Annotated in this window: 26 protein-coding genes; 12 read left to right on the top strand and 14 right to left on the bottom strand. The window is 65.6% G+C overall.

The features are described 5' to 3' along the window. Positions 1-251: 251 nt before the first annotated feature. The 4 genes from FHY02_RS13605 to FHY02_RS13620 all read right to left on the bottom strand — a co-directional run bounded on the left by FHY02_RS13605 (position 252) and on the right by FHY02_RS13620 (position 5,954). Positions 252-617 (bottom strand): response regulator, encoded by a 366-nt coding sequence (locus FHY02_RS13605; RefSeq protein WP_311731836.1) that lies wholly within the window; start codon positions 615-617, stop codon positions 252-254. 49 nt (positions 618-666) lie between these two features. After that, on the bottom strand, positions 667-3,027 hold the full coding sequence (locus FHY02_RS13610) for a PAS domain-containing protein (RefSeq protein WP_183923019.1): 2,361 nt from the start codon (positions 3,025-3,027) through the stop codon (positions 667-669). 129 nt (positions 3,028-3,156) lie between these two features. Next, positions 3,157-5,754, bottom strand: a complete 2,598-nt coding sequence (locus FHY02_RS23330; protein WP_183923021.1) for a PAS domain S-box protein — start codon at positions 5,752-5,754, stop codon at positions 3,157-3,159. An 11-nt stretch (positions 5,755-5,765) separates the two neighbouring features. After that, positions 5,766-5,954: a type II toxin-antitoxin system ParD family antitoxin gene (locus FHY02_RS13620; RefSeq protein WP_183923023.1), complete on the bottom strand. Its 189-nt coding sequence runs from the start codon at positions 5,952-5,954 to the stop codon at positions 5,766-5,768. A gap of 309 nt (positions 5,955-6,263) precedes the next feature. Here FHY02_RS13620 and FHY02_RS13625 point away from each other — a divergent pair, with 309 nt between their 5' ends. Genes FHY02_RS13625 through FHY02_RS13640 form a run of 4 tightly spaced genes read left to right on the top strand, consistent with a single transcriptional unit; the run spans position 6,264 to position 9,348 of the window. Further along, complete coding sequence (locus tag FHY02_RS13625) at positions 6,264-6,629, top strand: DUF305 domain-containing protein (RefSeq protein WP_221198647.1); 366 nt, start codon at positions 6,264-6,266, stop codon at positions 6,627-6,629. Between the two features lies 1 nt (position 6,630). Beyond that, positions 6,631-8,070 carry a YncE family protein gene (locus FHY02_RS13630; RefSeq protein WP_183923027.1) on the top strand — a complete coding sequence of 480 codons (1,440 nt, stop codon included), beginning with the start codon at positions 6,631-6,633 and terminating at the stop codon, positions 8,068-8,070. Position 8,071: 1 nt separating this feature from the next. Further along, a complete protein-coding gene (locus FHY02_RS13635) occupies positions 8,072-8,581 on the top strand; it encodes an RNA polymerase sigma factor (protein ID WP_183923029.1) in 510 nt (169 codons plus the stop codon). After that, complete coding sequence (locus tag FHY02_RS13640; protein ID WP_183923031.1) at positions 8,578-9,348, top strand: anti-sigma factor; 771 nt, start codon at positions 8,578-8,580, stop codon at positions 9,346-9,348. The genes FHY02_RS13635 and FHY02_RS13640 overlap by 4 nt, the downstream gene beginning before the upstream one ends. A gap of 52 nt (positions 9,349-9,400) precedes the next feature. On the opposite strand, the gene FHY02_RS13645 is transcribed toward FHY02_RS13640, so the two are convergent. Beyond that, positions 9,401-9,913, bottom strand: a complete 513-nt coding sequence (locus tag FHY02_RS13645; protein WP_183923033.1) for an MgtC/SapB family protein — start codon at positions 9,911-9,913, stop codon at positions 9,401-9,403. Then, positions 9,910-10,977 carry a molybdopterin-dependent oxidoreductase gene (locus FHY02_RS13650; RefSeq protein WP_183923035.1) on the bottom strand — a complete coding sequence of 356 codons (1,068 nt, stop codon included), beginning with the start codon at positions 10,975-10,977 and terminating at the stop codon, positions 9,910-9,912. The genes FHY02_RS13645 and FHY02_RS13650 overlap by 4 nt, the downstream gene beginning before the upstream one ends. A gap of 146 nt (positions 10,978-11,123) precedes the next feature. Here FHY02_RS13650 and FHY02_RS13655 point away from each other — a divergent pair, with 146 nt between their 5' ends. The 4 genes from FHY02_RS13655 (at position 11,124) to FHY02_RS13670 (ending at position 14,964) form a co-directional block, all read left to right on the top strand. Further along, complete coding sequence (locus FHY02_RS13655) at positions 11,124-11,996, top strand: LysR family transcriptional regulator (protein ID WP_183923037.1); 873 nt, start codon at positions 11,124-11,126, stop codon at positions 11,994-11,996. Beyond that, entirely contained in the window at positions 11,993-13,144 is a 1,152-nt protein-coding gene (locus FHY02_RS13660) for a TDT family transporter (RefSeq protein ID WP_183923039.1), read from the top strand. Before FHY02_RS13655 ends, FHY02_RS13660 begins: the two co-directional genes overlap by 4 nt. Positions 13,145-13,233: 89 nt before the next feature. Then, positions 13,234-14,469: a molybdopterin-dependent oxidoreductase gene (locus FHY02_RS13665; protein ID WP_183923041.1), complete on the top strand. Its 1,236-nt coding sequence runs from the start codon at positions 13,234-13,236 to the stop codon at positions 14,467-14,469. Positions 14,470-14,481: 12 nt separating this feature from the next. After that, positions 14,482-14,964 carry a cytochrome c gene (locus FHY02_RS13670; protein ID WP_183923043.1) on the top strand — a complete coding sequence of 161 codons (483 nt, stop codon included), beginning with the start codon at positions 14,482-14,484 and terminating at the stop codon, positions 14,962-14,964. 98 nt (positions 14,965-15,062) lie between these two features. Here the strand turns inward: FHY02_RS13670 and FHY02_RS13675 are convergent, their stop codons facing one another. The 5 genes from FHY02_RS13675 to sugE all read right to left on the bottom strand — a co-directional run bounded on the left by FHY02_RS13675 (position 15,063) and on the right by sugE (position 19,153). Beyond that, a complete protein-coding gene (locus FHY02_RS13675; RefSeq protein WP_183923045.1) occupies positions 15,063-15,440 on the bottom strand; it encodes a response regulator in 378 nt (125 codons plus the stop codon). Positions 15,441-15,449: 9 nt separating this feature from the next. Next, entirely contained in the window at positions 15,450-16,985 is a 1,536-nt protein-coding gene (locus tag FHY02_RS13680) for a GAF domain-containing protein (RefSeq protein ID WP_311731837.1), read from the bottom strand. 302 nt (positions 16,986-17,287) lie between these two features. Beyond that, positions 17,288-18,193 carry a dihydrodipicolinate synthase family protein gene (locus tag FHY02_RS13685; protein ID WP_183923056.1) on the bottom strand — a complete coding sequence of 302 codons (906 nt, stop codon included), beginning with the start codon at positions 18,191-18,193 and terminating at the stop codon, positions 17,288-17,290. A 16-nt stretch (positions 18,194-18,209) separates the two neighbouring features. Further along, entirely contained in the window at positions 18,210-18,824 is a 615-nt protein-coding gene (locus FHY02_RS13690) for a LysE family translocator (RefSeq protein WP_183923058.1), read from the bottom strand. Positions 18,825-18,835: 11 nt separating this feature from the next. Next, positions 18,836-19,153 (bottom strand): quaternary ammonium compound efflux SMR transporter SugE, encoded by a 318-nt coding sequence (gene sugE, locus FHY02_RS13695; protein WP_183923060.1) that lies wholly within the window; start codon positions 19,151-19,153, stop codon positions 18,836-18,838. Between the two features lie 134 nt (positions 19,154-19,287). Between sugE and FHY02_RS13700 the strand changes: the two genes are divergently transcribed. The 3 genes from FHY02_RS13700 (at position 19,288) to FHY02_RS13710 (ending at position 22,363) form a co-directional block, all read left to right on the top strand. Continuing rightward, on the top strand, positions 19,288-20,196 hold the full coding sequence (locus tag FHY02_RS13700) for a LysR family transcriptional regulator ArgP (RefSeq protein ID WP_260172896.1): 909 nt from the start codon (positions 19,288-19,290) through the stop codon (positions 20,194-20,196). Positions 20,197-20,469: 273 nt separating this feature from the next. Continuing rightward, the gene (locus FHY02_RS13705) at positions 20,470-21,183 is read left to right on the top strand and encodes a B3/4 domain-containing protein (RefSeq protein WP_221198648.1); all 714 of its coding nucleotides are present in this window, start codon (positions 20,470-20,472) and stop codon (positions 21,181-21,183) included. Between the two features lie 31 nt (positions 21,184-21,214). Continuing rightward, positions 21,215-22,363, top strand: a complete 1,149-nt coding sequence (locus FHY02_RS13710; RefSeq protein WP_183923062.1) for a PLP-dependent aspartate aminotransferase family protein — start codon at positions 21,215-21,217, stop codon at positions 22,361-22,363. 209 nt (positions 22,364-22,572) lie between these two features. Here the strand turns inward: FHY02_RS13710 and FHY02_RS13715 are convergent, their stop codons facing one another. Next, positions 22,573-23,952: a phospholipase effector Tle1 domain-containing protein gene (locus FHY02_RS13715; protein ID WP_183923064.1), complete on the bottom strand. Its 1,380-nt coding sequence runs from the start codon at positions 23,950-23,952 to the stop codon at positions 22,573-22,575. A 502-nt stretch (positions 23,953-24,454) separates the two neighbouring features. Here FHY02_RS13715 and FHY02_RS13720 point away from each other — a divergent pair. Continuing rightward, positions 24,455-24,613: a hypothetical protein gene (locus tag FHY02_RS13720; RefSeq protein ID WP_183923066.1), complete on the top strand. Its 159-nt coding sequence runs from the start codon at positions 24,455-24,457 to the stop codon at positions 24,611-24,613. Between the two features lie 145 nt (positions 24,614-24,758). Here the strand turns inward: FHY02_RS13720 and FHY02_RS13725 are convergent, their stop codons facing one another. Further along, positions 24,759-25,262: a PaaI family thioesterase gene (locus FHY02_RS13725; protein ID WP_221198649.1), complete on the bottom strand. Its 504-nt coding sequence runs from the start codon at positions 25,260-25,262 to the stop codon at positions 24,759-24,761. A 107-nt stretch (positions 25,263-25,369) separates the two neighbouring features. Then, positions 25,370-25,681 (bottom strand): hypothetical protein, encoded by a 312-nt coding sequence (locus FHY02_RS13730; protein WP_183923070.1) that lies wholly within the window; start codon positions 25,679-25,681, stop codon positions 25,370-25,372. Between the last annotated feature and the right edge of the window lie 37 nt (positions 25,682-25,718).

A 25,718-nucleotide genomic window follows, 5' to 3' on the forward strand; every position in this document is an offset into this window, starting at 1 on the left:
GATCTGCTCCTCGCTGAACCTGGTCTTCTTCACATCCATCTCCTCACGAAGGTGGACTCTAGCTCAAACTGGCGGAGTTTCAGGGGAGCACGTCACCATCCTAAAATGCCAATTTCGGGAAAGAGCAATTGGGAACATATTTCGGGAAAGCCGATGCCTCCGACGCCTCTCGGCATGGTGAGAAAGGCTACTTTCCCGCTACGGGTTCCCAATCGGGAATCGCGTACCAGAGATGATAGCTCGCAGGATTCTCAGACGGGCTTCGCTGCCTCCCGATCCATCAGCCGTCGCATGGCTCCCACGATCTCTACGTGATCCACCGGCTTAGGATAGAACTCGGCACGTTCGGGGAGTTCGACGCTCTCGCGCGTGAAATACGCCGCGGTCAGGATGATCTCGATCGGCGGCCAACGTTTCCGGATCGCGGCTGCGATTTCGATACCCTTGCGACTGCGCGGCATATCGAGGTCCATGTAGACCAGGCGGATGTCCAGCCGTTCTTCAAGGAGTCGAATGGCGTCGGCGCTGCTCAGCGCTTCGACCGCCTCGAAGCCGGCTTTTTCGACCATGCTGATCGCGTCGAGCCGCAGGATCGGTTCGTCTTCGACGACCAGCACGGGCCACCGTGTAAGAGGTTGAGACTGTCCCATATCGTCTAGTTTCGCACTACGCCTCTTGGACTTGGTAAAGCGGTGCAGTGGCCTCCATCGTGAGACCCTGCGTTTCATAGCGCAGCTTAACGCCTCCGGAGCCGCTAAGACCCATGCGGATGATCCGCGAGCCGAAGCCCTTGCGGGTCGGTTCGACCGCTGGCGGGCCGTCCCGCTCGGCCCAGCTCAGATGGAGCACGTCCTGATCCGCCTCACGGCGCACCGCCCAGTTCACCGCGACCGTGCCGTCCGGCACGGTCAGCGCACCGTATTTGGCAGCATTGGTCGCGAGTTCGTGCAGCATGAGGGTCAGCGCCAGGGTCGCGCGCGGCCCGATCGTTACCTCGGGCCCGGCCAGCGTGAAGCGATCCTCGCCGAACGTCTCGAGCGCGCCGCGGGCGACCTCGCCCAGCTTCGCCGTCGACCAATGGTCGTGCGTCAGCGCGTCGTGCGCGGACGCGAGCGCGCCCAATCGCTTGCCGAAGGCAGCGACAGCCTCTTGGTCTTCCGCCTTGCCCAGCGTCTGATTGGCGATCGCCTGCACGACACTCATGGTGTTCTTGATACGGTGCGCCAGTTCCCCGTTGAGAAGCTGTTGCTGCTCGCGACCCTTCTGAAGCTCCGTGTGGTCACGCGATACGGACAAGATGCGGGCCACCTCACCGTTGGGGCCAGGAATCGGCGAGACGGACACAGACCAATGTTTGGCTGTGCCAAGATAGGTGTCAGCCGGCGTTTCGAAATGCGTCGTGACGCCGCGCTTTGCCGCTTCGAGCGCCTCCCGCGCTTGTTTGGAGCCGTTTTCCCTCAGCAGGTCGGGCCATGGACACCCGCGAACGGCATTGAAGTCGCTGATCTCCATCACCTCCATGCCGCCATCGCTCATGAAAGAGAGCGTGCCGTCCAGCTCCACCACCTTGATGCAGTCGGTGGACGCGGCAAGGACGCTGCGCATGAAGCTGGCGGTCTCCCGCGCCTCCTGCTCGGCGCGGCGACGTTCGAGCGCGGCCCGCGTCCGATTGGCGGCATCGGCGATGAATGCAAGTTCCTCGGCCGTCCAATCGCGGGGAGCATCGACATTGACGTAGAGGACCGCGACCGTTCGCCCTTTCTCTACGATCGGCCGGTTGACCAGGCTGCGCACCGCCACGGTCTCCAGCGGCATCGTGTTGGACGACGTGCGCGGATCGAGGCGGATGTCGGGGATGACGACGGTGCGACCCTGGCGGAGGTCTTCCGCATAGCCGCCATAATCATCCATGCGGTAGGCGCCGGCGAGGCTCGGGTAGCCCTCTCTGGTCCAGTCGTTCGGGACCGTGAAGGTCTCACCGTCCTCGGCAACCGTGCCGTATCCGACGCGCCCGACATCAAGGGTGCTTCCAATGATCGCGGTCGCCGCACGCACGACGTCGTCGGGATCGCTGATGGTCGGCAGAACCCGACCCAATTCCGCCAGCGCTTCGCGCCGCTGTTCAGACCGAATACGATTGGTGACTTCGAGGAAAAGAACCGTGAATCGGTCGCCTCCGGCAGGCTGGCATATACCGTCATACCAACGCTGCAGATCGCCCACCTGACGGGTGAACCGTATCGCCTCGCCCGTTTCGACGACGCGGGCGATCTCCGTCACCCATTCGTCCTCGATGCCAGGAAAGAGTTCACGGACCGTCCGTCCGACCGCGCAGCCACGTTCAACGCCGAGCAGATCATACCACGCGTTATTGACCTCATCGTAGCGCCAGTCGACGATCCGGCCGTTTTGATCGCGAACGACCTCGCCGAGAATAAACCCCTCTTCCAGCGTCTCGAACAGTTCACGCCATTTCGCGTCATTAGTCGAAAGCTCGACTGCCGTACGATCGCGGTCACGCTGAGCGTTGACCCGCACGGTGCTTTCCGATGTGACGTTGAGCAGCCCCACAACCTTTCCCGCGTCGTCCCGCACCGGCGAGTAGGCGAAATCGTACCACGTCTCTTCCGGGAAACCATTGCGCGTCATGGTCAATGGCTGGTCGCGGAAGGCGACGCTCTCTCCCGCAAAGACACGGTCGATCAGCGGCTCGATGTCATACCAAAGTTCCGGCCACACTTCGATCGTCGGGCGCCCAAGGGCACCGGGATGGCGCGTGCCCAGGATGGGCGCGTAGCCGTCGTTATAGAGGAGGATGCGTTCGGGACCCCAGATCAGGCACATCGGGTGCAGCGAAGCGAGCATCGTATCGACCGTGATCCGCAGCGGCGCCGGCCACGCGCTTCGCGCTCCGAGCGGAGTGCTGCTCCAGAGGTGCCCGGCAATCAGCTCGGCAATGCGCGGTGTAACGTTATCGACGTGCGTTACCATTCCTGCCGCCGCTTCCTCGACTTTGATGTTCGACATCTCCCGCCCCCCGGCAGGCCAAACCCGACATTTAGGAGTTCAAGCAAGAAAAGGAAACGGGAGTAGACGGATACCCTCTCGCGAAGACATCCCTGCCGATCAACGACGCCGCTGCGCTTGGCGATATCGTTACCCGGCACTGCGCAGGACCCGCGCCAACACCTTCGTCAGCTCGTCGACCGAATAGGGCTTGGAGAGCAATTCAAAACCCTGGGTGCCCCCCTCCGCCACGGCCGAGCTGTACCCGCTGGTGAGAAGAACCGGGAGTGACGGGTAGAGGCGCCCGATCTCGATGCCGAGTTCGATGCCCGTCATGCCGGGCATCATCACATCGGAGAACACCAGATCGAAGCGATCGGGTTCCGCCTCGAGCATGGCGAGCGCAGACGCCGCGTCGGGTGCCCATTCCGTTTTGTGGCCGAGCTCGCGCAGGATCTCCGTCGAGAAGGTGCCGACCTCGACATTGTCCTCCACCACCAGGATGCAGGCGTTACGGATTGGTAGCCTATCGCCTTCTTCATCCCCCGCGGCATCAGGGGTGACGCTCGCGACGCTGCACGGCAGGTAAATGGTGAAAATCGCGCCCTGCGCCGACGAGCGGACGCCTACTTCGCCCCCGGACTGCTTGGCGAAGCCGAACACCTGACTAAGGCCGAGCCCCGTCCCCTTGCCCACATCCTTGGTGGTGAAGAACGGCTCGAAGATGTGATCCAGTGCCGCATCCGGGATGCCCGGGCCAGTGTCGGTGACGGAGATAGCCAGGTGCGGCTCGCGAATAGGCGGATGGTGGCGAACCGCAGGCACCTCGGCCACGCTCTCGATCTTCAAGGAAAGGCAACCGCTTCCCTTCATCGCGTCGCGGGCGTTGGCAGAGAGATTGAGAAGCGCGGTTTCCAGCTGCGCCGGATCGGTTTCCACATGGCAAGCCGACGCGTGACGCTCGAACGTTACCTCGATCTGCGTGCCCACAAGCTGGCGCACAAGATCGAGCATGTCCTGGACCTTGGCGCCGGCGTCGATCACCTCCGATCGCATCGGCTGCCGACGCGCGAACGCCAGCAGCTGACCGGTAAGCTTGGCCGCCCGATCCGTCGTTTCCAGCACGGCGGTTGCGTATCGCTGGCGCTTGGTTTCGGGAAGGTCGGCGCGCGTGAGCAGTTCGGCGGCCGAACGGATGATCGTCAGCAGATTGTTGAAGTCGTGCGCGACGCCGCCCGTGAGCTGGCCGATCGCCTCCATCTTCTGCGACTGACGCAATGCCTCTTGGCTCGCGAGGAGCTCGCTTGTCCGGCGCGTGACTTCTGTCTCCAGTCGATCCGACAGCCTGCGCAGTTCATTCTCTGCGCGACGCCGCTCGGTGATATCCTGAAACAGCACCGCGACCTGTCGGCGCTCGGCGGGTTCGAGCCGGAAGGCGGACAATTCGAGCTGACGACCCGTTGCCACCAGCTCCTGCTCAAAGCGGATCGGCTCGCCGGTGCGCAGCACCTCACCGTAGCGCGCCACCCAACTATCCGCCTCGTCGGGCACCATTTCGCGGACCTTCTGCCCGACGACATTGGCGATGCCGGCATTGCGCTCATAGGCCTCGTTCGCCTCGACATGCACATAGTCGCTGAGCGGGCCGTGCGGGCCGTCGAGGAACTCGATGATACAGAAGCCCTCGTCCATCGCCTCAAACAGCGAACGATACCTGGCCTCACTGTCCTGCAGATCAGCCCGGGCCTGCGTCAGCGAGGTCACGTCCACCTGGCTGCCGAAGAAGTAGAGGAGATTGCCATCGCCATCGAAAACAGGGCTGACGTACAATTCGTTGACGAAGGTGCTGCCGTCGCGGCGGTAGTTGAGGATATCGACCGCGATCGTCTCGCGAGCGGCGATGGCTTCACGCACGCGACGAACCGCGCTCGGGTCGGTGCCGGGCCCCTGGAGGAACCGGCAGTTGCGTCCAACCAGCTCCTCCTCCCTGTAGCCGGACAGCGCCAGAAACGAGCGGTTTGCGAAGATGATCGGGTTGTCGGGCTGATGCGGGTCCGTGAGGATCATCGGCATGCGAGTGGATTGGATCGCGGAAAACAGCGCGGCGCGATCCGGTGCGCGGGCGATCGCCTCCGCACGCTCACGTCCGGCAGCCAGCGGCTCTGCCCCGGTGATCGGCCAGATGCCCCGCTGCGCATCCAGCATGCTCTCCAGCGCGGTGACGTCGTTCATCACCTGCGCATGACGGCGCTCCTGCGTGCGCATCTGAACGCGCGCGCTGATGAGCGCCGTCACAGATCGGCCGATCGCCAACAGTCCTGCGCGTTGTTGCTCGTCGAGGCCCTGCGGTCGGGCTACGGTATCGATTGCACACAAGGTGCCGATCGCGATCCCGCTGTCGGTGACGAGTGGGACGCCGGCATAGAAACGGATCTGCTCCGGACCGGTCACCAGCGACATGGAAGCCGTGCGCGGGTCGGCCGACAGGTCGGGGATGACGAACAGATCGCGCTGTTCGATCGCAATCGAGCAGACCGAGGTATCGCGGCCAGTCTGACCGATCGTCACGCCGGATGCGGCCTTGAACCACTGGCGGTCGCGATCAACGAGCGAGACCAAAGCAATCGGCACATCGCAGACGGTACGGACGAGCGCTACGGCATCGTCGAAGCCCTGCTCCGCCGGTGTGTCGAGGATCGCGAGGCGGGTCAATTCGGCGATACGGGCATGATCGGACGTGTCGGTCATGGTCGGGTCGATCATTTACGTCGGGTCTCATCGTATCGGTTTGACGAGGCTGGAGCGCCGGTATTTGCCTCTATCAGCAGTCGAAGGCCGGCGCGAACGACCTCACTGGCGCTGCCGTAGGAGCCTGACGACACCTGACTTCGCACGAAAGAAGCGAGTTCGGCGGTCAGCGAGACGTTCAAGGCGACACGGTTAGCCATTCCAGCGGGATGCCATGGGTGCGGTGAGGATGCCAGTCTGTGACACAGACAGGCGACGGAATTGCTATCCCGACACGCGACGAGCAGCGTAGATTCACTCGTACGATCCCAACGCTGCGGAGTTCATGCGTTACGAGACGCTCATTCCTTTCCCATTTTACCATCGATTCCGAGAACGTCGGCGCTGTCTCGCTCGCCCTTTCCGATCGGGAAGGCTGATAACCGGCTCACCCATGGAATAAACTCCGACGAGCATCGTCTATGCTTTCAAGACTGATGCGCCGGAGGCTTATGCGTAGACGAAATTGGATGCTGAGCCTGACTGCTTCGGCCCTGCTCACAGGCGCAGTCGCGGCCGCCCCCGCCGATGGCTATGCCAGCATGGTGTCTGCCGCGATGGACCGGATGATGGCGGGCATGATGGTCAAGCCGTCCGGCGACGTCGACCGCGACTTCGTGGCGATGATGCTCCCGCATCATCAGGGCGCCATCGATATGGCGGTTGCAGAGCTGCGCTATGGCCACAACGAGCAGCTCAAGCGCATCGCGCAGGAGATCATCATCGATCAGCAGCAGGAGATCGCCGCCATGAAGCTGGCGATCGGTCAGCCGCTACCGCCTTCGACGCCAGCCCCGACGCAGGGCGGCGACCACCACAGCCCTATGGAGCACTGACATGATCCGGACCATCCTGCGCTCGGCCGCCTTGCTGATGAGCGCCGCACCGGGCATTGCCATGGCCCAGCAGGCGCCGTGGAACGCCAAGGACGTGCCTGTCAGCCACCGCGACCGCGTCTATGCCTCCGAACAATTCTCCAACACGGTGTCGGTGACAGACCCGGCCGACAACCGGTTGCTCGGCGTCATCAAACTCGGCGATCCGCAGCCGATGAATTTCTCGCCACTCTACAAGGGGCAGGTGCTGGTTCACGGCTTGGGCTTCTCGCCGGACGGGAAGACGCTCGCGGTCGTGTCGATTGGATCGAACGCCGTGTCGTGGATCGACACCGCCACCAACACCGTCAAGCACACGACCTATGTCGGGCGCAGTCCGCACGAGGCGTTCTTCACGCCAAACGGAAAGGAAGTCTGGGTCACCGTCCGCGGCGAGGACTATATCGCCGTGCTCGACCCTACGACGTACAAGGAGACCGGGCGCATTAAGACGCCCGGTGGTCCGGGTATGACGATTTTCTCGCCCGATGGCCGATACGGCTATGTCTGTTCCTCGTTCAATCCGGTGCTGGCCGTGTTCGATGTCGCAACCCACGCGCAGGTCGGACAGGTGGCACAGCCAACCCCCTTCTGCCCCAACATCGCCGCGACGCCGGACGGCAAGCAGGTGTGGTTCACGCTGAAGGACATCGGCAAGACGGTCGCTTTCGATGCCAAGCCGCCTTTCGCGATCCTCAAGGTGCTGGATACCGGGCCGATCACCAATCACGTCAACTTCGCCCGCACGGCCAAGTGGCAGTTTGCCTATGTGACGGTCGGCGGGGAGAATGCGGTCAAGGTGTTCCGCACGTCCGACTTCGCGCTTGTCGCCACCATCCCGGTCGGCAAGATGCCGCACGGCGTCTGGCCATCGGGCGACGGCCGGCGCATCTATGTCGGGCTGGAGAATGCCGATGAACTCGCCGCGATCGACACCACAGGCAACAAAGTGGTCGCCACCGTGCCGGTCGGACAGGCACCGCAGGCGATCGCCTATGTGCCGAACGCTGTCCCGACAGGCCCCGGCACCGACAATCTCCAACCACTCGGCACGGCCGGCAAGGCTTTGCATTTGAACATGGGTCCGGTTGGCGGCAATGGTGCGGCAAGCAGCATCACCCTCTTCGACCAGGGCATCATTCAGGTCGTGCAGAGTGCCGTCACCGGTTTGCAGCCCAAGAAGCCCTACATGCTTGTGCTCACTGCCAACGCGGACGGCAGCGGTGCGGTAGAGCCGCTCGCGAACTTCATGAGCAACCCGGCAGGTGGGGCGATCGTCAACGCGTCGGGTCCGATACGGCAGATCGTTCAAGGCAGCACCGCGGCACCCCGGCGCTTTCTGGCGGTCGCCGAGGTGGTGAATGGCGCGCCGGGCCGCATCGTGCAGGTGCAGCGCGACTGAGATGGACCCGATTGCCGCTGCGATCGAACCGCTGATCCCCGGTCTGCGCCGCTATGCCCGGTCGTGGTTGCGCGATCCGGCGATGGCGGATGACGTGGTGCAGGATTGTTTGGAGCGCGCGGTCGGGCGCTGGCGACAGCGACGGGGTGCGGAGGTGCGCCCGTGGGTCTATACGATCCTGCACAACCTGTTGGTCGACCATCAGCGGCAGCATATGCGGCGAGGTACGGCGGTTCCACTCCACCTCGTGGACGAAGTCGTGCTCGGCCGCCCGGCCGATCAGGATACAGGCCTGCACCACCGCGACCTGCTGCGCGCGCTTGATGCGTTGCCTGAGGAACAGCGAACGGTGCTGCTCCTCGTCTCGGTCGAGGGCCTGCCCTATGCGGAGGTCGCTGCCGTCGTCGGCGTGCCGCTGGGCACGGTGATGTCGCGCATATCGCGGGGGCGCGACCGTCTGGCGACCCTCCTCCGGGAAGGGGAACGGCCGCGATTGAGGAGCGTGCAATGACCAGCCCGATCGGCGAGGACGATCTGGCCGCGTGGATCGATGGCAAGCTGTCGCCCGAGCGGCAGCGCGTGGTCGACGCCTACCTTGAAGGCCAGCCGGAGGTGCATGCCCGTTTGCGAGAGCAGGCGGAGCAGGCGCGAGCCCTTGCGTCCCTGTTCGCTCCCATCGCGGATGAACCTATTCCGGCGACGATGCGCGTCGCAGCCATCAGGGGACGGCAACGCCAACCGCGTTGGCAACTCGCCATCGCCGCGTCGCTTCTGCTGGCGGTCGGGTTTGGCGGGGGCTGGTCGAGCGCGCGGTGGAGCGGCGAACCGCGCGCGGGCATCGCGGCGCTGGCCAACGAGGCGAGTGACAATTTCCGGGTCTATGCCGCCGACCGGATCCGACCGGCGGAAATCGGCCCCGACCAGCGCGCCATGCTGATCCGGTGGACCTCCGCCCGACTGGGTGAGCGCGTCACCATCCCGGACCTCAGCACAGCCGGTTACCGCTATGGCGGGGGGCGATTGGTCGCAACGCCCCACGGCCCTGCGGCACTACTCCTCTACGATGGACCGCAAGCGTCGAAGCTCGCGGTGCTGACGAGGCCTATGCAGATCGACAAGACCGCGAGCATGACCAGCACGTCCAGCGGGACCATGGGCCGGGTCACATGGGCGGTCGACGGGATCGGCTATAGTGTGGTGGGCGAGCGGCCTGCGGCCGAGCTGCATCCGATTGCCGATGAGGTCCGGCGGCAGGCCGATGCGGCGCTGGTGTCCTGATAGCGCCCTTGCTGCTTCTCAGCGCCGACAGGCACTGGGCGGTCCAGCGCGATCAGGGCTTGCGCTCGGCATCCTTCCTGTCGGCCTCGGCCGGCGTCAGGCGGGCCCGCTCGCGGATGCGCCGTTCCAGCGGAGCGCCGACGAACAGGACGAGCATAGCAAGGCTTACCCCGCCGATGATGAGCGGCCACACCGCCAACCCTGCCGCCGCGCCGATCGTGGCCGTGACCCAGATGCACGCGGCGGTCGCGAGGCCATGCACTTCCTGACCCTGGCCGACCCGCAGCACCGCGCCGGCACCGATGAAGCCGACGCCGGACAGAATGCCCTGCATCGCCCGTCCTGCGGCATCGGCGTTCACGTTCGGCAAGCCACTGTGCACGATCGCCTGCACGGCGATGCAGCTCGCCAGACCGACCAGACCCAGCGTCCGCAAGCCCATGATCTGCCGGTTCTCGCGCGAGCGTTCCCAGCCGAGCACCATCCCGGCCGCGGTCGCCACCATCAGCCGGCCGATCGCATCGATCCAGAAGGCGATGTCCGATGCCGCTGACGCTTCGATCATTCGACCAGCACGTGCACGTGATGCCAGGCGGTGCACAGGTAGCCGGCGAAGTTCCACATCGTGTCCGGCCGTTCGGGCTGTCCCTGTCCAGCCTCGTCGAAGGCGCGCACGACAAGGTGCTGGCGACCTTTGGCGAGCGTGGCGTCGAGGGTCCAGCGCCGCCAACCCCAGTGCGTCTCCGGATCATCGGCGAACATCGCCTGTTGCCAGTCGCGACCACCGTTCACCGACACTTCGACCCGAGAGACGCGGCGATCATAGGCGATGGCATAGCCCTCGATCCGCACCTCCCCGGCCGGCAGGCTTTCGCCAGAGCCGGGCGAGCAGATCGCGGCGTTGAGCGGCATGGCATTGATGGTCAGACCCTGGCTCCAGTCGACGGTGTCGCTCGTCACGTCGGCGGGAAAGAGCTTGTAGTCATGCGCCTGGATCGGTGCGTCGGAGGGCGTGCCGCACACCTCGATCCGTGTCAGCCATTTGGCGCTGCGCACCCCGGCATAGCCCGGCACCACCATGCGGAGCGGGGCGCCGTGTTCGGGCGTCAGCGGCTCGCCGTTCATCGCCCAGGCAATCAGGACGTCGGGTTGCCGCGCCTTGTCCATCGCGATCGAGACCCCGAACAAGGCTTCCTCACCTTCGACGTCCACCTCGTCCGCGCCGGTGAACGCCACGAACAGGTCGGACGCATCCGGCGCACCGACGGCATCCAGCACGTCGGACAGTCGTACGCCGGTCCACTCCGCATTGCCGATCGCGCCCACGTCCCATGGGTCGCCGGACGTTTTGGCGACCTGCTGGAGATCCGTGCGCCGGTTGCCGGCGCACTGGAGAACCGCCGTCACAGTGCGCGTGGCAAACGCGCTCCTTAGATCCTCCACCGAGAAGGAGCGACCTGCCAGGCCTATGCCACTTACCTCGATCTGGTGATCGGCGGACAGATCGGGCACCGCACCGTGGCTGCGCACGTAGAACAGCGCCTGCGGCGTCAGGAACCGCTCGATCAGCGCGCCGGGAGTCGGCTCGGCGTTAAGGGGATCGGATTTGCGCTCGATCATATCGGTCATGGACGATTAAACGCTGCGGGCGCGCGTATCGCTTCAGGTCTTCGAGACTATCGCAGACGAAGGGTTGCCGATCGTTCCGATATCCAGATTGGAACAAACAGATCAAACGGTTGGTCGTATCGATCAGATTGCGCGATGTAAGCTGCATGACCCTGGAGCAGCTCAGAATCTTCGTCGGTGTCGCCGAGCGAGAACACGTCACCAAGGCAGCGGAAGCGCTGAACGTCACGCAGTCCGCTGCCTCCGGCGCCGTTGCTGCCCTCGAAGCGCGCTACGGGGTTCCTCTGTTTCACCGCGTCGGGCGTGGCATCCAGCTGACCGAAGCAGGCCGCGGCTTTCTGGAGGAAGCGCGCGCGGTGCTGGGGCGGGCAGCGCATGCCGAGACGATGCTGGCGGACTATGCCGGGCTTGCCCGTGGTTCATTGCGGATCGTCGCCAGCCAGACGATCGCTAGCTACTGGTTGCCGGCAAAGCTCGCCGCCTTCCACGAACTCCACCCGCAGATCGCGGTCGAGCTGGCGATCGACAACACCGAGGGCGCGGCAGCGCAGGTGCTGAGCGGCGCGGCGGAGCTCGGTTTCGTCGAGGGCGAGGTGGACGAACCGGCGCTCGCCCACTGGCATGTCGGGCGTGATCCGATGGTGCTGGTCGGCCGCGAGGACACCGGGCGCGTCGACGAGGACTGGCTGCGCAGTGCACGCTGGATCGTCCGCGAGCAGGGTTCGGGCACGCGCTCGACCTTCGAGGACGTACTGCGAACGCGCGGGTTTGATCCGGCCCAGCTGACGGTAGCGATGACGCTGCCGTCGAACGAGGCGGTGCGTACCGCGGTCGAGGCCGGTGCCGGCGTCGCTGTGTTGTCGCGATTGGTCGTCGCACGCGCGCTCAAGGCCGGCGATCTGGTCGAGCTGCCGCTTGGGTTGCCCGATCGCGCCTTTCACGCGCTGCGCCACAAGGAACGCTATCGCACCCGCGCGGCCGACGCGCTGACGGACCTCATCAAGGAGCAGGTCGCATGACTGCCGACACGCATTCCGTTCTTGGCGGCCTCAAGCCGCTCAGCCGGCTCGATCACCCCCGCGAGATGATCCGCCAGTTCACGCCCAACTGGTTCGCCGCGACGATGGGCACCGGTATCCTCGCCCTCGCGCTGCCGCAGATGCCCGGCATCGGCCCCTCGCTCAAGCCGGTCGGCGAGGTGTTGTGGTTCTTCAACATCGCGCTCTTCGCGCTGTTCGCCGGCCTCTATGGCGCGCGCTGGGCGATGTTCGGGCACGAGGCGCGGCGCATCTTCGGGCACAACACCGTGTCGATGTTCATCGGGACCATCCCGATGGGCCTGGCGACGATCATCAACGGATGCCTCGCCTTCGGGATCGCGCGGTTCGGTAACGGCATCGTGCCGGTCGCCCATATCGTGTGGTGGATCGACGTCGCCATGTCGCTCGCCTGCGGCGTGCTGATCCCGTATTTGATGTTCACCCGCCACGAGCACAGCCTGGACGGCATGACCGCGGTATGGCTGCTGCCGGTCGTCGCAGCCGAAGTGGCGGGTGCCAGCGGCGGGTTGCTCGCGCCGCATCTGACCGACGCGCAAGCGCAGCTAGTAACCCTTGCGACATCCTATGTGCTGTGGGCCTATTCGGTGCCGGTCGCGTTCGGCATCCTCGCCATCCTGATCCTGCGCATGGCGCTCCATAAGCTGCCGCATGAGAGCATGGCGGCATCCTCCTGGCTCGCGCTGGGGCCGATCGGCACGGGTGCTCTGGGCATGCTGGTGCTCGGGACGGATGCGCCGGCGATCCTCGCGGCGCACGGGCTGGCCGGTGTCGGTACCGTTGCACAAGGGATCGGCGTCGTCGCTGGGCTCTGCCTATGGGGTTTCGGCCTTTGGTGGCTGGCGCTCGCGACCCTCATCACCATCCGCTACTGGCGCGCCGGCGTCCCGTTCAACCTTGGCTGGTGGGGCTATACCTTCCCGCTCGGCGTCTACACCGTCGCCACCTTCCGCCTCGGCACGACGCTGAACCTTGGCTTCTTCGGTATCGTCGGCACGGTGCTGACGATCGCGCTCGCGGCGATGTGGCTGCTGGTTGGCGCCAAGACGCTCGCCGGTGCGTGGCGCGGCAACCTGTTCGTCTCGCCCTGCATCGCCACCCCGAACTGATCCGCCGTGGTGATCGGATCAGTTGCCCCGATCACTTGCGAAACGCCCCTTCGATCCGCCAGCGTGGCTGGCCACAGGAGAGCCTTGTCATGGACAATTTCGACGCCGGGCTGGCGAGTGAGATCAGCCGTCGCCGCTTTCTCAGGCATGCCGCGCTCGGCAGCGCCGGCCTTGCCGCAGCACCTGCGCTGGCACAGCAGCTCGTCGACCTGAAGCTGCCTGGGGGCAATGCCGAACGGCCGATGACCAGCGCCTTTCCCGGCAAGGGCAGCATGATCCTCCAGCGTGTCCATCCGCCCTTGCTGGAGACGCCGATGGATGTGTTCGACAAGTCGGTGTTCACGCCCAACGACCAGTTCTTCGTCCGCTGGCACTGGGCCGACATCCCGACCTCGATCGACGTCGAGACTTTCCGCCTCAACGTCTTCGGCCACGTCAACCGACCGCTGTCGATCAGCCTCGCTCAACTGCTGCGACTGCCGCGCGTCGAGATGGCGGCGGTCAACCAGTGTTCGGGCAACAGCCGTGGGCTGTTCCAGCCGCGGGTCGCGGGTGCGCAATGGGGCAACGGCGCGATGGGCAACGCCAAATGGCTCGGCGTTCGCCTGCGCGACGTGCTCGACCTCGCCGGGGTCAAGACAGGCGCGGTGCAGGTGCGCTTCGGTGCGCTCGATCAGCCCGTGGTCGCTGGCGCCCCTGACTTCGAGAAGGCGCTCGATATCGACCATGCCCGCGACGGTGAGGTGATGATCGCCTTCGGCATGAACGGCGAGCAGCTGCCGCTCCTCAACGGCTTTCCCTGCCGGCTGATCGTGCCGGGCTGGTATTCGACCTATTGGGTCAAGATGCTGAACGCGATCGAGGTGTTGCCCGGTCCCGACGACCGGTACTGGATGGCCAAGGCCTACAAGATTCCCGCGACGACGGGCGCGAATGTCGCGCCCGGGGCCAAGGACTTCCCGACCGTGCCGATCAATCGCATGATCCCGCGCAGCTGGATGACCAGCCTGCCCGATGGTCAGGAGATCGCATACGAGGCGTCGATCTCGGTCGGCGGCATCGCGATGGGCGGCGACTGCGGTGTCGCCAAGGTCGATGTATCGTCGGATGGTGGCCGCACCTGGTACAGGACGGCGCTTGGAGCGGACGAGGGCAGGTACAGCTTCCGGCGCTGGGACGGGCGCGTGCCGCTCCGACGCGGCCCCAACCCGATCATGGCGCGCTGCTGGAACACCAACGGGGTCGCCCAGCCGATGAAGCCGATCTGGAACCCAGGCGGGTTCATGCGCGGCAACATTGAAACCACCACCATCATCGCGGCCTGAGGAGCGAGTAGCATGAAGACCCCGTCTCCCGGCATCATGGCCGCTGGCCTGATCGGCTTGACCGGCATTATCCTCGTCTCGATCGGGGCGCCGAGTAGCCGCAAGGCGCCTGCCCCGATCTCCGAGACATCCGAGCCGGCACCGCCCACCAGCGTCTCAGCCCGCGGCTTTTCGCTCGCCTCGACCAGCGTCGACCTGCCGGTCGATGACGCTACCTACCCCGATGGTCCGCACGCCGACGTCATCAACGCCAACTGCACTTCGTGCCACTCGGCCAGCATGGCGCTAACTCAGCCTGCGCTATCGGCGGACCAGTGGAAGGCGACCGTCACCAAGATGCGTGAGGTGTACAAGGCGCCGGTGGCCGAGAAGGACGTTGACGCGATCGTTGCTTATCTCACCGCTATGCCGAGCCAGAAGGCGGCACCCGAAACCGGCAAGGCGCAGGATCCCGACCCCAAGGCGGCTCCCGATGGCTCAGGTGGAACCGGCTAAGCGAGCCACCGCCACAATCCCAAAACACCATCCCAAACGGGACGTCGTGGCCGTCTCGCCGTCCGTCCGTTGATCGGGGCTGCTGATCCGAGGGGACCTTACGCAGCCAGTTTATGGAGCGAGGCGATCACGCGGTCCTGTCGGTACGGCTTGGGGAAAAACAGGGTCTCCGCCGGCATGACAGTTCGCGGCGGCAGGGGCTTCCCCGATGTCATGATGATCTTGATCGGGGGCCAGCGGTCGCGGATGCACGCGGCCAGTTTGATGCCGTCCAGCCCGCCGGGCATGTCGATGTCGGTGAAGACGATCCGGATGTCCGGCCGGCTCTCCAGGATTGCGATGGCCTCGGCGGCGTTCGCCGCCTCCAGCGGTTCGTAGCCGGCATCCTCGACCACCTGTGCAGCGAACAGCCGCAACAGCGGCTCGTCCTCGACGACGAGGACGATCGGCACGGGATCTTGATCGGTAAGGGTCATCGGTGCCTGCTACGCCTGTGCCAGATGCTCGACGGAGGCCCGCAGGTCGGCCTCGAATCCATCGGGGTCATAACGGAGGTCGGTGCCGCCCGTTCCGGTCAGACCGAGCCGTATCAGTCTGGAGCCGAAGCCTTTCCGGCTCGGTGCGACGACGGGTGGACCGCCACGCTCGCGCCAGCGCACGATCAGCGATGCGTTCGGGGCGTTGCCCTCGATGATCCATGTCAACTCGACGTGCCCGCCCTCCATGCAGAGCGAGCCATATTTGCACGCATTCGTCATCAGCTCGTGAACGACGAGCGAAAAGGAGAGTGCGGCGCGCGCGCCCAACGGCACCGAAGGACCATCGAGGTTCACGCGGTCGCCGAAGCCGACCGTCTCCACCACCGCCTCGGCAACAGTCCGCAGGTCCGCGTCCTTCCAGCTTTTCTGCAACAGCACGTCATGCGCGGCGCTCAGCGCGACAAGGCGACGCTCGAAAGACTCTACCGGCTCGCGCTCGGACACAGCGCGCAGGGTCTGGCTGGCGATCGCCTGCACCATCGCGAGCATGTTCTTGAGGCGATGGTTGATCTCGCCGTTGAGGATGCTTTGCTGCTGCTCGGCACGCAGGCGGGCGACACCGGCTTCGAGACGGTCCGCAACGCTGCGCAGGAACAGCAGCTCGTCGGGCGTCCATGTCCGTGGTCGTGCGGCATTGACGATGAAGATGGCGACCGTGCGCCCACGTTCCCGAACCGGCATATTCACCAGCGCGCCGATATCGAGTGCGTGCATCGCAGCGGTATTGGCCGAGGTGCGGTGATCGGTAGCCACGTCCTCGATGACCAGTGGTTCGCCGGCTACCAGATCGGCGCGCAAAGCGCCGTAATCCGCGAAGCGGTGACGCCCGGCGATGCTGGCGACGCCCGGCGCGGTCCAGTCCGCTTCGACATCGACGTTTTCCACGTCGGGATCGACCAGGCCGAAGCTCGCCCGCTCCACCTGAAGGACGCGACCGACGACGGCAGCCGCTGCGGAGGTCATTTCGACTGCCTCCTCGCTGGCGCGGATGCACTCGCCGATTTCGATCAATGCCGATTGCAGTTCCAGCAGGCGAGCGCTGATCTGTCCGGCGCGTCGAAGGTCAAGCTGGTCGGACACCTGCCGTCCGAGCGCGCGCAGGAGCGTCAACTGTTCGGGCGTCAGGCCTTCCGGGCGCGGTACTGTATCGATCACGCATAGCCGTCCTACGACGACACCGGAGCGCAGAACCAGCGGCGCGCCGGCATAGAAGCGGAACGCCCGCTCGCCGGTCACCAGCGGATTCTTCGCGGTGCGGGGATCGCAGGTCAGATCAGGTATGACGAGCACGTTGGCTTCGTCGATGTCGATCTGGCACACCGACTGAGCGATCTCGGTCTCACTCACGTCCAGGCCGACGCGCGCCTTGAACCATTGCCGGTCATGATCGAGGAGACTGATAAGAGCGATTGGCGTGTCGCAGGTGCGCGACGCAATAAACACGATGTCGTCGAACGCCTGCTCTTCAGGAGTGTCGAGCACCGCCAATTCTCTTAGCGCGCCTGCATGACGCGCGGCCTGACTCTGTGGCAATCCCCGCCCCTTTCAATAGCCTGGCCGTCCCCCCGGACTTCCGGACCTGCATAGCCTTAGCCGGGTATGAGGCGGGGTGATACGCGCGAATTGCAGCACAGGACGCTAACCAAAGTTTGAGGCGATTAAGCAGGTGCGCGGCGGAGGCCGTCGTTTCAGATCGAAGCTACCGGCGTACCAGCTCGGACATCGTAGCGAGATTTTGAGAAGGCCATTCCTTTCCCGATATTCGATCGTTTGCGGGAAGGCGGTCAGTTGGCTCGACAGGCCCCCAAATGGTCAAGGGCGGTCTCGACGGCCGCCACGATGTCAGCCCCGACGCGCATGATCGGTAGCGGCGGATCGCCGATCGGCAGCGAGAGCCGGCTGGCGATGGCGTACATGAGGCGGAGACTGCCGTGTGCCTTGAACAGCGACCATAGGGGCGAGAACGCTGCGTCGATCACCGCAGCTTCGTCGCTATCGTCGTTCTGTGCTGCACGGGTCAGCCGCAACGCCGGTTCCGGCAGCAGGCCGGCGATCACGCTGTACCAGGCATCGCCCCCCGCCAGGAGCGACGGAGCCGCACCCCAATCGCCGCTGTAGCCGATCGCGAACGCCTCAGGTGTCGTGGCGCGAAGTCGCGCCAGCTCGCCGGCATAGTCCTCGCCGGCCGGCAGCGGCATCTTGATCGCGGCGATGCCCGGCAGCGCGGCCAGCTCGCCAATCAGCGCGTCGGAGAAGCTGAAATTGGTCGTGCCGGGATTGTTGTAAATGCACAGCGGCAGCGGCGTGGTGCCGGCGACCGCACGGTAGTGTGCCGCGGCCTCGCCATCCGTCAGCGCCGCATAGGATACCGGCGCGAGCAGAAGGCCCGATGCGCCGGCCTGTTCTGCGTCGCGGGCGAGGTCGATCGCCCAGCTTGTGCGGAGCGCGCCGATGCCGACGATCAGCGGCACCCGCCCATCGGCCGCCTCTATCGCGGCGGCTACGGCGCGGCGACGTTGGGTGCGATCGAGGTAGGCGTAGATGCCGGTGCTGCCGAGCAGGCCGATCGAGTCGACGCCCGCCGCCACCAGGCGCTCGACCAAGATGCCGAGCATCGCGGTATCGACCACCCCATCGCCATCGGCCGGGGTCAGCGGAAAGGCCGACAGGCCGGTGAATAGCTGGGACACAAGCGCGCCTTTCGGATCAGCGGACGGTGAGGAGTTTCATGCCGGCTCCGGCGAACACCACGGCCAGCGTTCCCTCGATCCAGCGGCGCGCGCGCGCATAGCCGCGCACCATCGGGGCGGTGGAGAACAGCAGAGCATAGCCACCGAACAGCATGGCGCCGAGCGCGACGCAGCCGAGGAAGGCCGCCACCACCCGCCCGGTGGCAGCGTGCGGGCCGACGCCGAGCGTCATGATCGCGAGCCAGGATAGCACCGACTTGGGATTGCCGAGGTGCATGAGGACGCCGCGCCGGTAGAGTGCGCTCGCGCCCGGACGTTCGCGTGATGCGGGCACCGCTGCATCGTCACCACGCAGCGCCGCTCGCGCCGACTTGAACGCCAGCCAGATCAGGTAAAGGCCGCCCGCGACCTTGAGGATGACGAGCGCCTGCGCGTAGCGCGTCAGCAACGCGGAGAGGCCGGTTGCGGCGATCAGGCCCCAGGCGAACGACATGGTGACGACGCCGGCCGCCAACGCGAGCGCGGGGCGACGCCCCTGCCCCATGGCGACGTTCATGATCGCCATCGTGCTCGGGCCGGGACTGCCCGCCGCGATCACATAGGCGACATAGACCAGCAGCAGCTCCTTCATCGTTCATCCCCCTACGGCGTCGCGAGCTTCATCATGACGAGCCCGCTCAGGATCAACAGTGCAGCGATCAGCCGCATCGCATTGGCCGGCTCGCCAAGGACCAAGATGCCGACCGCGAACGCACCGACGGCACCGATCCCGGTCCAGACCATGTAGGCGGTGCCAAGCGGCAGCGAGCGCATCGACCAGGAGAGCAGCGCAAGGCTCAGCACTACCCCGGCGACGGCGATGGTGCTCGGCACGATCCTTGTGAAGCCGTGCGACTGCTTCATCGCGAACGCCCACACAACCTCGAACAATCCTCCGACGACAAGCACGACCCACGCCACAGCAGCCTCCACGATGATGAGCTGCCGGGCCGTCCCGGTCTTGATACCCCATGAGCGGAGGCGGGAACGTCGTCGCCGCTGCCGCGAACGTAGCTGTAGCCACTATTTGAGGGAATATTGTTTAACTACATCGAATGAAGCATAGCTTCATGATGCTAGATTACACCTCGATCGCCGCTGTCTCCGCCATAGTGCGCGAGGGCACGTTCGAGCGGGGTGCCGCTTCGCTCGGCATCACTCCGTCCGCCATCTCGCAGCGCGTGCGCGGGTTGGAAGAACGGCTGGGCGCGATCCTGATCGTCCGCGGCCAGCCGTGCGAGCCGACCGAGCTGGGCCGCACGCTCTGCGCGCACCTCGATCGCGTCCGCCTCCTCGAACATGACCTCGCCCCGTCGCTCGGCCGCGGCGCGGCCGAAGCCGGCGCGCCGGTGACGCTTCGCATTGCCGTCAACTCCGACAGTCTGCCGACATGGTTTCCGGCCGCCATCGCCGCCTTCGACCCCGACCCGGCTATCACGCTCGACCTGACGCTCGATGACGAGGCGCGGACGGCCGACCGGCTCCGCGCCAATGAGGTGTTGGCGGCCGTCACCGACGATCCCGAGCCGGTCCAGGGCTGCAAGACCATCCCGCTCGGAGCCCTCCGTTATGCTGCGTGCGCTACCCCGGCGTACCTCGCGCGCTATTTCGGTGACGGGGTAACGGCCGACAGCCTCGTACGTGCACCGCACATCCGCTTCGACCGGCACGACGCCATGCAGGCCCGGTGGGCGCGGGAGGCACACGGCATCGACCTTGCCAGCCCCGTCCATTGGGTGCCGTCGACCCACGGCCTGCTCGACTTCATCCTTGCCGGCATCGGATGGGGCATGAAGCCGGTGCAGCTCGTGGAGGAGCATCTGGCATCGGGGCGGCTCGTTGAGCTGCCGCCCGCCCTCCGCCTCGACGTGAAGCTCTATTGGACCGTCGCTCGGCTCCACGCCGCTACACTCCGCCATCTCACCACCGCCATTTGTGCAGTCGCTGCTCGCGAGCTGACGTGAAGCAAGGCTTCACGCCAGTAAGAGCGATGAGTTTTACTTACCGGCGGTCAGGCACCAGATAGGGGACGACCCGCAACGGGCCAGCACCATTGTCCCGAAGGTATCCATGCCCGCAACCCTGTCCCATGCAGTTCGGAGCGCCCCAGGTGCACGATCACAGCCAACCCCATCGCACACCGCCCAGCGCGGCGGCTTGTGGCAGATGATGTTGCAGGCGTCCGAGGTGGCCGTCCGCCACCACTACGCCGCCCCTTGGCTTGTCGGCGTTCGTCGTTGACCATCGATCCGGAAGCGCCGCCCATGTTCCCGCAACCGACCATCGACCCTGCCATGGCGCCGATCGCGCCGGGGTTTCGGGCGGTAAACCTATTCGTTGACGCGCACGGTGCAGCGCCGGCTGCGCTTGATCCCGCTATTCTGGCGGGTGCGTGCCGCACCGTTCGGGAAGGTGGCCCGGCATGGGCCGAGGCGCACCTTGCGAACTGGGCGGAGGTCTATGTCCGCTTCGGTGCCAAGCCCAACCGCACGCCCTGTTCCGCGCAGGCGCTCCGCAAGCGCGTCCTGAAGGACGGCAGCTTGCCGGCGATCAACCCCGTGGTCGATCTCTATAATGCCGTGAGCTTGCTCTTTGCCGTGCCCGTGGGAGGCGAGAACATTGACTCCTATGCCGGCGCACCGCGGCTCACGATCGCCGACGGCAGCGAGCCGTTCGACACGATCGCCAATGGCGAGCCTTCGATCGAGCATCCCACCCCCGGCGAGGTGATTTGGCGTGACGACGTGGGCGTGACGTGCCGGCGTTGGAACTGGCGACAGGGAGCCCGCACCCGGCTCGACACCTTCACCGGGCGCATGTGGTTCGTGCTGGAAAGCCTCGACGCCATGCCGATCGAGGCATTGGACGATGCTGCGACGTGCCTTGAGCTGGGGCTTCGCACGCTGATCCCCGGTTGCTCCATCATCCGCGAAACGCTCGCGGTCGAATGACCGTCATCATCCAATTAAGCAGGAGAGAGGCATGAAGATCGAGACGATCGCGGTTCATTCCGGCCGCCAGGTGGACCAGGCTACCGGCGCGGTCAGCGCGCCCCTTCACCTGTCCACCACCTTCGAGCGCGACGCCGATGGCGGCTTCTCCCGCGGATTCGAGTATAGCCGGGACGACAACCCCAACCGCCGCTCGCTCGAAACCGCGCTCGCGGCGCTGGAAGGCGGCGAGGCCGCGGTCGCCTATTCGTCGGGCATGGCCGCGATTTCGGCGTCGATCGAGGCGTTGCGTCTAGATCATCCCGGCCGGCTCGTGCTGCCAAGGGATATGTATTTCGGCGTTCGCTCCTTCCTTACCGACACCGCGTTCGGCCGCTCGCTCGAAACGATCGTGGTCGATATGGCCGACCATGCCGCCATCGAGGCGGCGTGCCGCGACGGCGTGCCCGGCATCGTCTGGATCGAGACGCCTTCCAACCCGCTGGTCAGCATCGTCGATGTTGCCGCGGTGACGACGATCGCCGAGGCCGCCGGGTTCGCCACCGTCGCCGACAACACGTGGGCGACGCCGGTTCTGCAACGCCCGTTCGAGCAGGGGGTGGACGTGATCGTCCACTCGCTGACCAAGTATATCGGCGGGCATAGCGACGTGATGGCCGGTGCCGCGATCGTGCGGGAGGCCGGCGCGCATCTTGACGAGCTGCGCGCCATCCAGCGTCACCGCGGCGTATTGGCGTCCGCCTTCGATAGCTGGCTGGCGTTGCGCGGGATTGCGACGCTGCCGACCCGGATGCGCGCCCATAGCGCCACCGCCCTCACGGTCAGTCGCTACCTCGAAGGGCATCCGGCCGTCGCCAGGGTCCACTATCCGGGCCTGCCCTCGCACCCCGGCCATGAGGTCGCCTCCCAGCAGATGCGCGAGTTCGGGGGCATGGTGTCGTTCGAGGTGCATGGCGGACGTTACGAGGCGATGGCGGTTGCCGCGGCGCTGACCATCTTCACCCGCGCGACCAGCCTTGGCGGTAATCACAGCCTGGTCGAGCATCGCGCCTCGGTCGAAGGCCCGGCGACCACCGCGCCGGAGTCATTGCTTCGCGTCTCGATCGGGCTCGAACATGGCGATGATCTAATCGCCGATTTGGCCCAGGCGCTCGATCGCATCGCCAAGCCCGGTGCGTAGCTCGTTTCACCGGCATGGTGGTGGGCAACCGTTAGCTGGGTTCGGCGATGTGGCGAGGTTTGGGAAGCCGCACCTTTCCCAATGAACCATCGTTTTCGGGAAAAGGCTGTGCCGCGCGATGTCGGCTATCGCCCTCGGCGTTCCCGTAAGCAGACGTTCCGCTTTCCTGCCAATTGCGGACATAGAGGCGGAACTGACCTCCACCGCGTTCACCCACCAGCATGTCCGAAATCGCCCGATGCGATCGCCTCCGTCAGGCGTGGTATCCTGATCTCCTGGCCCGGGAAGATTTCGTCGGGATCGTCCAGCGTGTCGATGTTCGCCTCGAAGATCGCCCGCCACAGACTCGCATCGCCGTAGTGCCGATGCGCGTAGTGGCTGAGCGTGTCCGACGGCTGCACGATCTCGACCGCGAGGACGTCGGCGGCCGGCTCGAAGGTCCACATGCCCATCGCGTTGAGATCCGCAGCCACGTGCTTCAGGGTGTCGGGGCGGTATGACTCGCCGCCGAGGCGGTCGGCCGGCGTGCGCCAGCGGCGCTGGGCCGCCTGAGCGACCTGCCACACGTGTCGGGGACCGTCGCGATCGTCCTTGATGAGCTGAGTGGCGCTCCACTCCGGCTTGGTCTCGTTCACCAGCGGCGCCAGCGGGTCCGGCCTGAATCCGTGAATGCGCGTCCCGTGGGCGGTGTCGAGCTTCAGCCCGGCCTTCTTGGCCCCGGCCAGTACCCAGGCGAGCGCGTCGTCCGACAGGCCGCGTATGTCGCCGCCCCCTCCGATCGCACCGTGCACGCCCGGAAACCACTTCTCCTGGTAGGGCGCGTCCGGGTGGTCCGGCTCGACACCGGCAGATCGGTTGAGATGGGTAAGGTCGCCGAACGGAACGACGGGGAACAGTTCACGCCGCTCGTCGATCGCGACGGCTTGACGTGCGCTCTCGACGAAGGCGTCGAGGCTCGGGTCGTGGAAGTCGTACTCGCGATTGAACCATCCGCTGAACGGCAGCTTCTCGGGCACGCCGAGAGCTCCAACCGTGTCCCATACGCCCAGATATTTGACCCGCAGCTGCGGCGCCGAGCCGGGCTTGTAGCCCTCGACGTTCGCGCACCGCCACTTGTCGTCGCCTTCGCCGATGCAGACGGAGCCGGAGTACCGCGACCGGAACTGCCGCAGCGCGCCGTCCGATCCCTCGTCACCTTTGCGCCGCTCCTCGTAGAGCTTCAGCGCCTCGTCGATGCGGCCGACATGCAAGCGCTGCAGCGGGCCGACATGACGGATGAAGCCGACGAAGGTGCGCGCGCTGTATGCTCCCCGCGAGAAGCCGAAGACGTGGATCTCGTCTCTGGGATCGTAGTTGAAGATGAGGAAGCGGTACGCCTCGCGGACGTTGTCGATCAGGCCGGTGCCGAACATGCCGCCCCGGAACTGGTCCAGGTCGCCGGTACCGACCCCCTCGTCGTAGTGGATGATCTGCGGAACGCCGTCGCGTCCCATCCGCTCGATACTGGCTGCGGTCAGCACTACGTTCGTAGCCCGTCCGGGCTCCAGCTTGTTCCAGGTGCCGTCGAAACAGAAAACAAGCCGCTTCATCGAGTTTCTCCCGCACTGACCTGCATCGTGACTTGATGGCCAGGATCAGGCCAGCGGTTTTCAAGCCCATTTGACCTGTTTCGCCGATGCGCAGGGCGAGGCGTAGCGAGTGCTCGGCTGCCCGTGACGATGTCAGGACCAAGCAGGCGAACCTCTGTCTTTATTGCGCCATCGCAGAATTGTGACCGCACCTGAGCGGTGTCACGCTGCACTCGCCGGGGCAGATCGTCGCGCTTGCCGACATGTTGTCGCCCGTTCTCGTGAGCGTCGCGCCCCGAAAAACCGGTGCCGCTCGCCAACTTCACGTCCCGACTCTCGGCCTCGCCTCGAAGTCGGCAGGTTTGTCGCCCCGCGCCGCTGCAGGCCCTGACTGCCGCCAATCGGCGCTCAAGCAACCACGAGAGCCGCGCAGCTCATCTGAAAACATCATACCTTGGCGTAGGTGGACCAGCGGGCCAACGGGTGCCACTCGGCTGCTAGCTCAGGCATCAAGGAAGACGGCATGACGGAAGAGAACTCAGGGCGCTCCGAAGCACAGTCGCAGGAAAACGCCCTCGACGAGGCGTTGGAGGAGTCGTTCCCCGCCAGCGACCCCGTCGCCATCGACCCGCCCGGCCGCATGGGAGTCGGCGACTCTTCTCTTTCCGGAAACTACGGCTAGGCGCTCAAGAAAGTAGCGTGCTGACGCGAACGTCGCTGAGCCGAGGCTGCCTTTCCGTCCCGGCACGCTTTAGAGGCCGACGTGAGCTGTATGAGGGCGTAGGCTGGACCGGAGAACGACGTAGGGTCGAATGGCAGGTTGTTCTTCAGCCAGCCGCCGCGTCCCCGTCCCGCTCCGATGGCGGCAAGGACACGGCAGTCGCTCGCGCTCCCAGAACCGAGAAGTTGCCCACGGCATGCACGACCAGTGTGCCGTTGCGATCGACGATGTCGCCTGTGACGTAGACCACTCTTCGACCGACGTTCAGGACCCGACCTGTCGCGGTCACCGGCGTGTTCCTGGCGTCTATGGGGCGAACGTAGGTCAGCGTGAGATCGAGGGTGACGACCGCAGCGCCGATCGGCAGCATGGTATGGGCGGCCGCCCCCATAGCCGTGTCGAGCATGGTCGCGGCGACGCCGCCGTGAAGCATCCGCAGCGTGTTCTCGAGCGAAGGATGATGGTCAAGGCGCATGCCCACCTCTCCGGGCTCCGCGACGACGCACCGGAAACCTATCGTCTCCGCCATCGGCGGAGCGGGTAGCGTCCCGTCGCGGATGCCTCGCATGATGTCGAGTCCGGAGAGTCCCGACGTCAGCGACGCAGCCATCGCCGCGTCGTGCCACGACGTAAGGCGCTCCCGTAGGGCATCGTCCGGAATGGGATACCCGGAAGCGGGTACGGTGGACGAGCCACGATCCGGTTTGCGGGACGACATCAGCGGGCTGCACGCCAGTCGCCGGCCTCCTGCACCTCCGCTCTTCCTGTTCGACGGTCATAGAGGCACAGATAGCTCACCCGCACTGGCCGCCCTCCCTTTCTCGACAGCACGCCGGCCACGAGCATCGCGACCTTGCCGGAGAGGTCGCTGAATACCACCGGATCGGAGGTCGTGGCGCCGCGAAGCCTCGTCTCCGCGGAACAGCGCTGACGCACGTCCGCGCCCAGCCTGGCCCAGGCCGCCGTCGAGGAGGCGGTTGCCGCTTCCGGCGTCAGCAGCAGAAGCGAGAGCAGGACGACCTTCTTCATGACTTCTGCGCTCCGGGTGTTCGGGCCTTCGTGGAGA

It is taken from the genome of Sphingomonas sp. BK069, assembly GCF_014193405.1.
Classification (GTDB): Bacteria; Pseudomonadota; Alphaproteobacteria; order Sphingomonadales; family Sphingomonadaceae; genus Sphingomonas.

Coding starts and splice junctions, on each gene's coding strand:
- FHY02_RS13610 (WP_183923019.1), bottom strand. CDS start 3,027: ATGTCGAACATCAAAGTCGAGGAAGCGGCGGCAGGAATGGTAACGCAC.
- FHY02_RS23330 (WP_183923021.1), bottom strand. CDS start 5,754: ATGACCGACACGTCCGATCATGCCCGTATCGCCGAATTGACCCGCCTC.
- FHY02_RS13620 (WP_183923023.1), bottom strand. CDS start 5,954: ATGGCTAACCGTGTCGCCTTGAACGTCTCGCTGACCGCCGAACTCGCT.
- FHY02_RS13625 (WP_221198647.1), top strand. CDS start 6,264: ATGCTGAGCCTGACTGCTTCGGCCCTGCTCACAGGCGCAGTCGCGGCC.
- FHY02_RS13630 (WP_183923027.1), top strand. CDS start 6,631: ATGATCCGGACCATCCTGCGCTCGGCCGCCTTGCTGATGAGCGCCGCA.
- FHY02_RS13635 (WP_183923029.1), top strand. CDS start 8,072: ATGGACCCGATTGCCGCTGCGATCGAACCGCTGATCCCCGGTCTGCGC.
- FHY02_RS13640 (WP_183923031.1), top strand. CDS start 8,578: ATGACCAGCCCGATCGGCGAGGACGATCTGGCCGCGTGGATCGATGGC.
- FHY02_RS13645 (WP_183923033.1), bottom strand. CDS start 9,913: ATGATCGAAGCGTCAGCGGCATCGGACATCGCCTTCTGGATCGATGCG.
- FHY02_RS13650 (WP_183923035.1), bottom strand. CDS start 10,977: ATGACCGATATGATCGAGCGCAAATCCGATCCCCTTAACGCCGAGCCG.
- FHY02_RS13655 (WP_183923037.1), top strand. CDS start 11,124: ATGACCCTGGAGCAGCTCAGAATCTTCGTCGGTGTCGCCGAGCGAGAA.
- FHY02_RS13660 (WP_183923039.1), top strand. CDS start 11,993: ATGACTGCCGACACGCATTCCGTTCTTGGCGGCCTCAAGCCGCTCAGC.
- FHY02_RS13665 (WP_183923041.1), top strand. CDS start 13,234: ATGGACAATTTCGACGCCGGGCTGGCGAGTGAGATCAGCCGTCGCCGC.
- FHY02_RS13670 (WP_183923043.1), top strand. CDS start 14,482: ATGAAGACCCCGTCTCCCGGCATCATGGCCGCTGGCCTGATCGGCTTG.
- FHY02_RS13675 (WP_183923045.1), bottom strand. CDS start 15,440: ATGACCCTTACCGATCAAGATCCCGTGCCGATCGTCCTCGTCGTCGAG.
- FHY02_RS13690 (WP_183923058.1), bottom strand. CDS start 18,824: ATGAAGGAGCTGCTGCTGGTCTATGTCGCCTATGTGATCGCGGCGGGC.
- FHY02_RS13700 (WP_260172896.1), top strand. CDS start 19,288: ATGAAGCATAGCTTCATGATGCTAGATTACACCTCGATCGCCGCTGTC.
- FHY02_RS13710 (WP_183923062.1), top strand. CDS start 21,215: ATGAAGATCGAGACGATCGCGGTTCATTCCGGCCGCCAGGTGGACCAG.
- FHY02_RS13715 (WP_183923064.1), bottom strand. CDS start 23,952: ATGAAGCGGCTTGTTTTCTGTTTCGACGGCACCTGGAACAAGCTGGAG.
- FHY02_RS13720 (WP_183923066.1), top strand. CDS start 24,455: ATGACGGAAGAGAACTCAGGGCGCTCCGAAGCACAGTCGCAGGAAAAC.
- FHY02_RS13725 (WP_221198649.1), bottom strand. CDS start 25,262: ATGGCTGCGTCGCTGACGTCGGGACTCTCCGGACTCGACATCATGCGA.
- FHY02_RS13730 (WP_183923070.1), bottom strand. CDS start 25,681: ATGAAGAAGGTCGTCCTGCTCTCGCTTCTGCTGCTGACGCCGGAAGCG.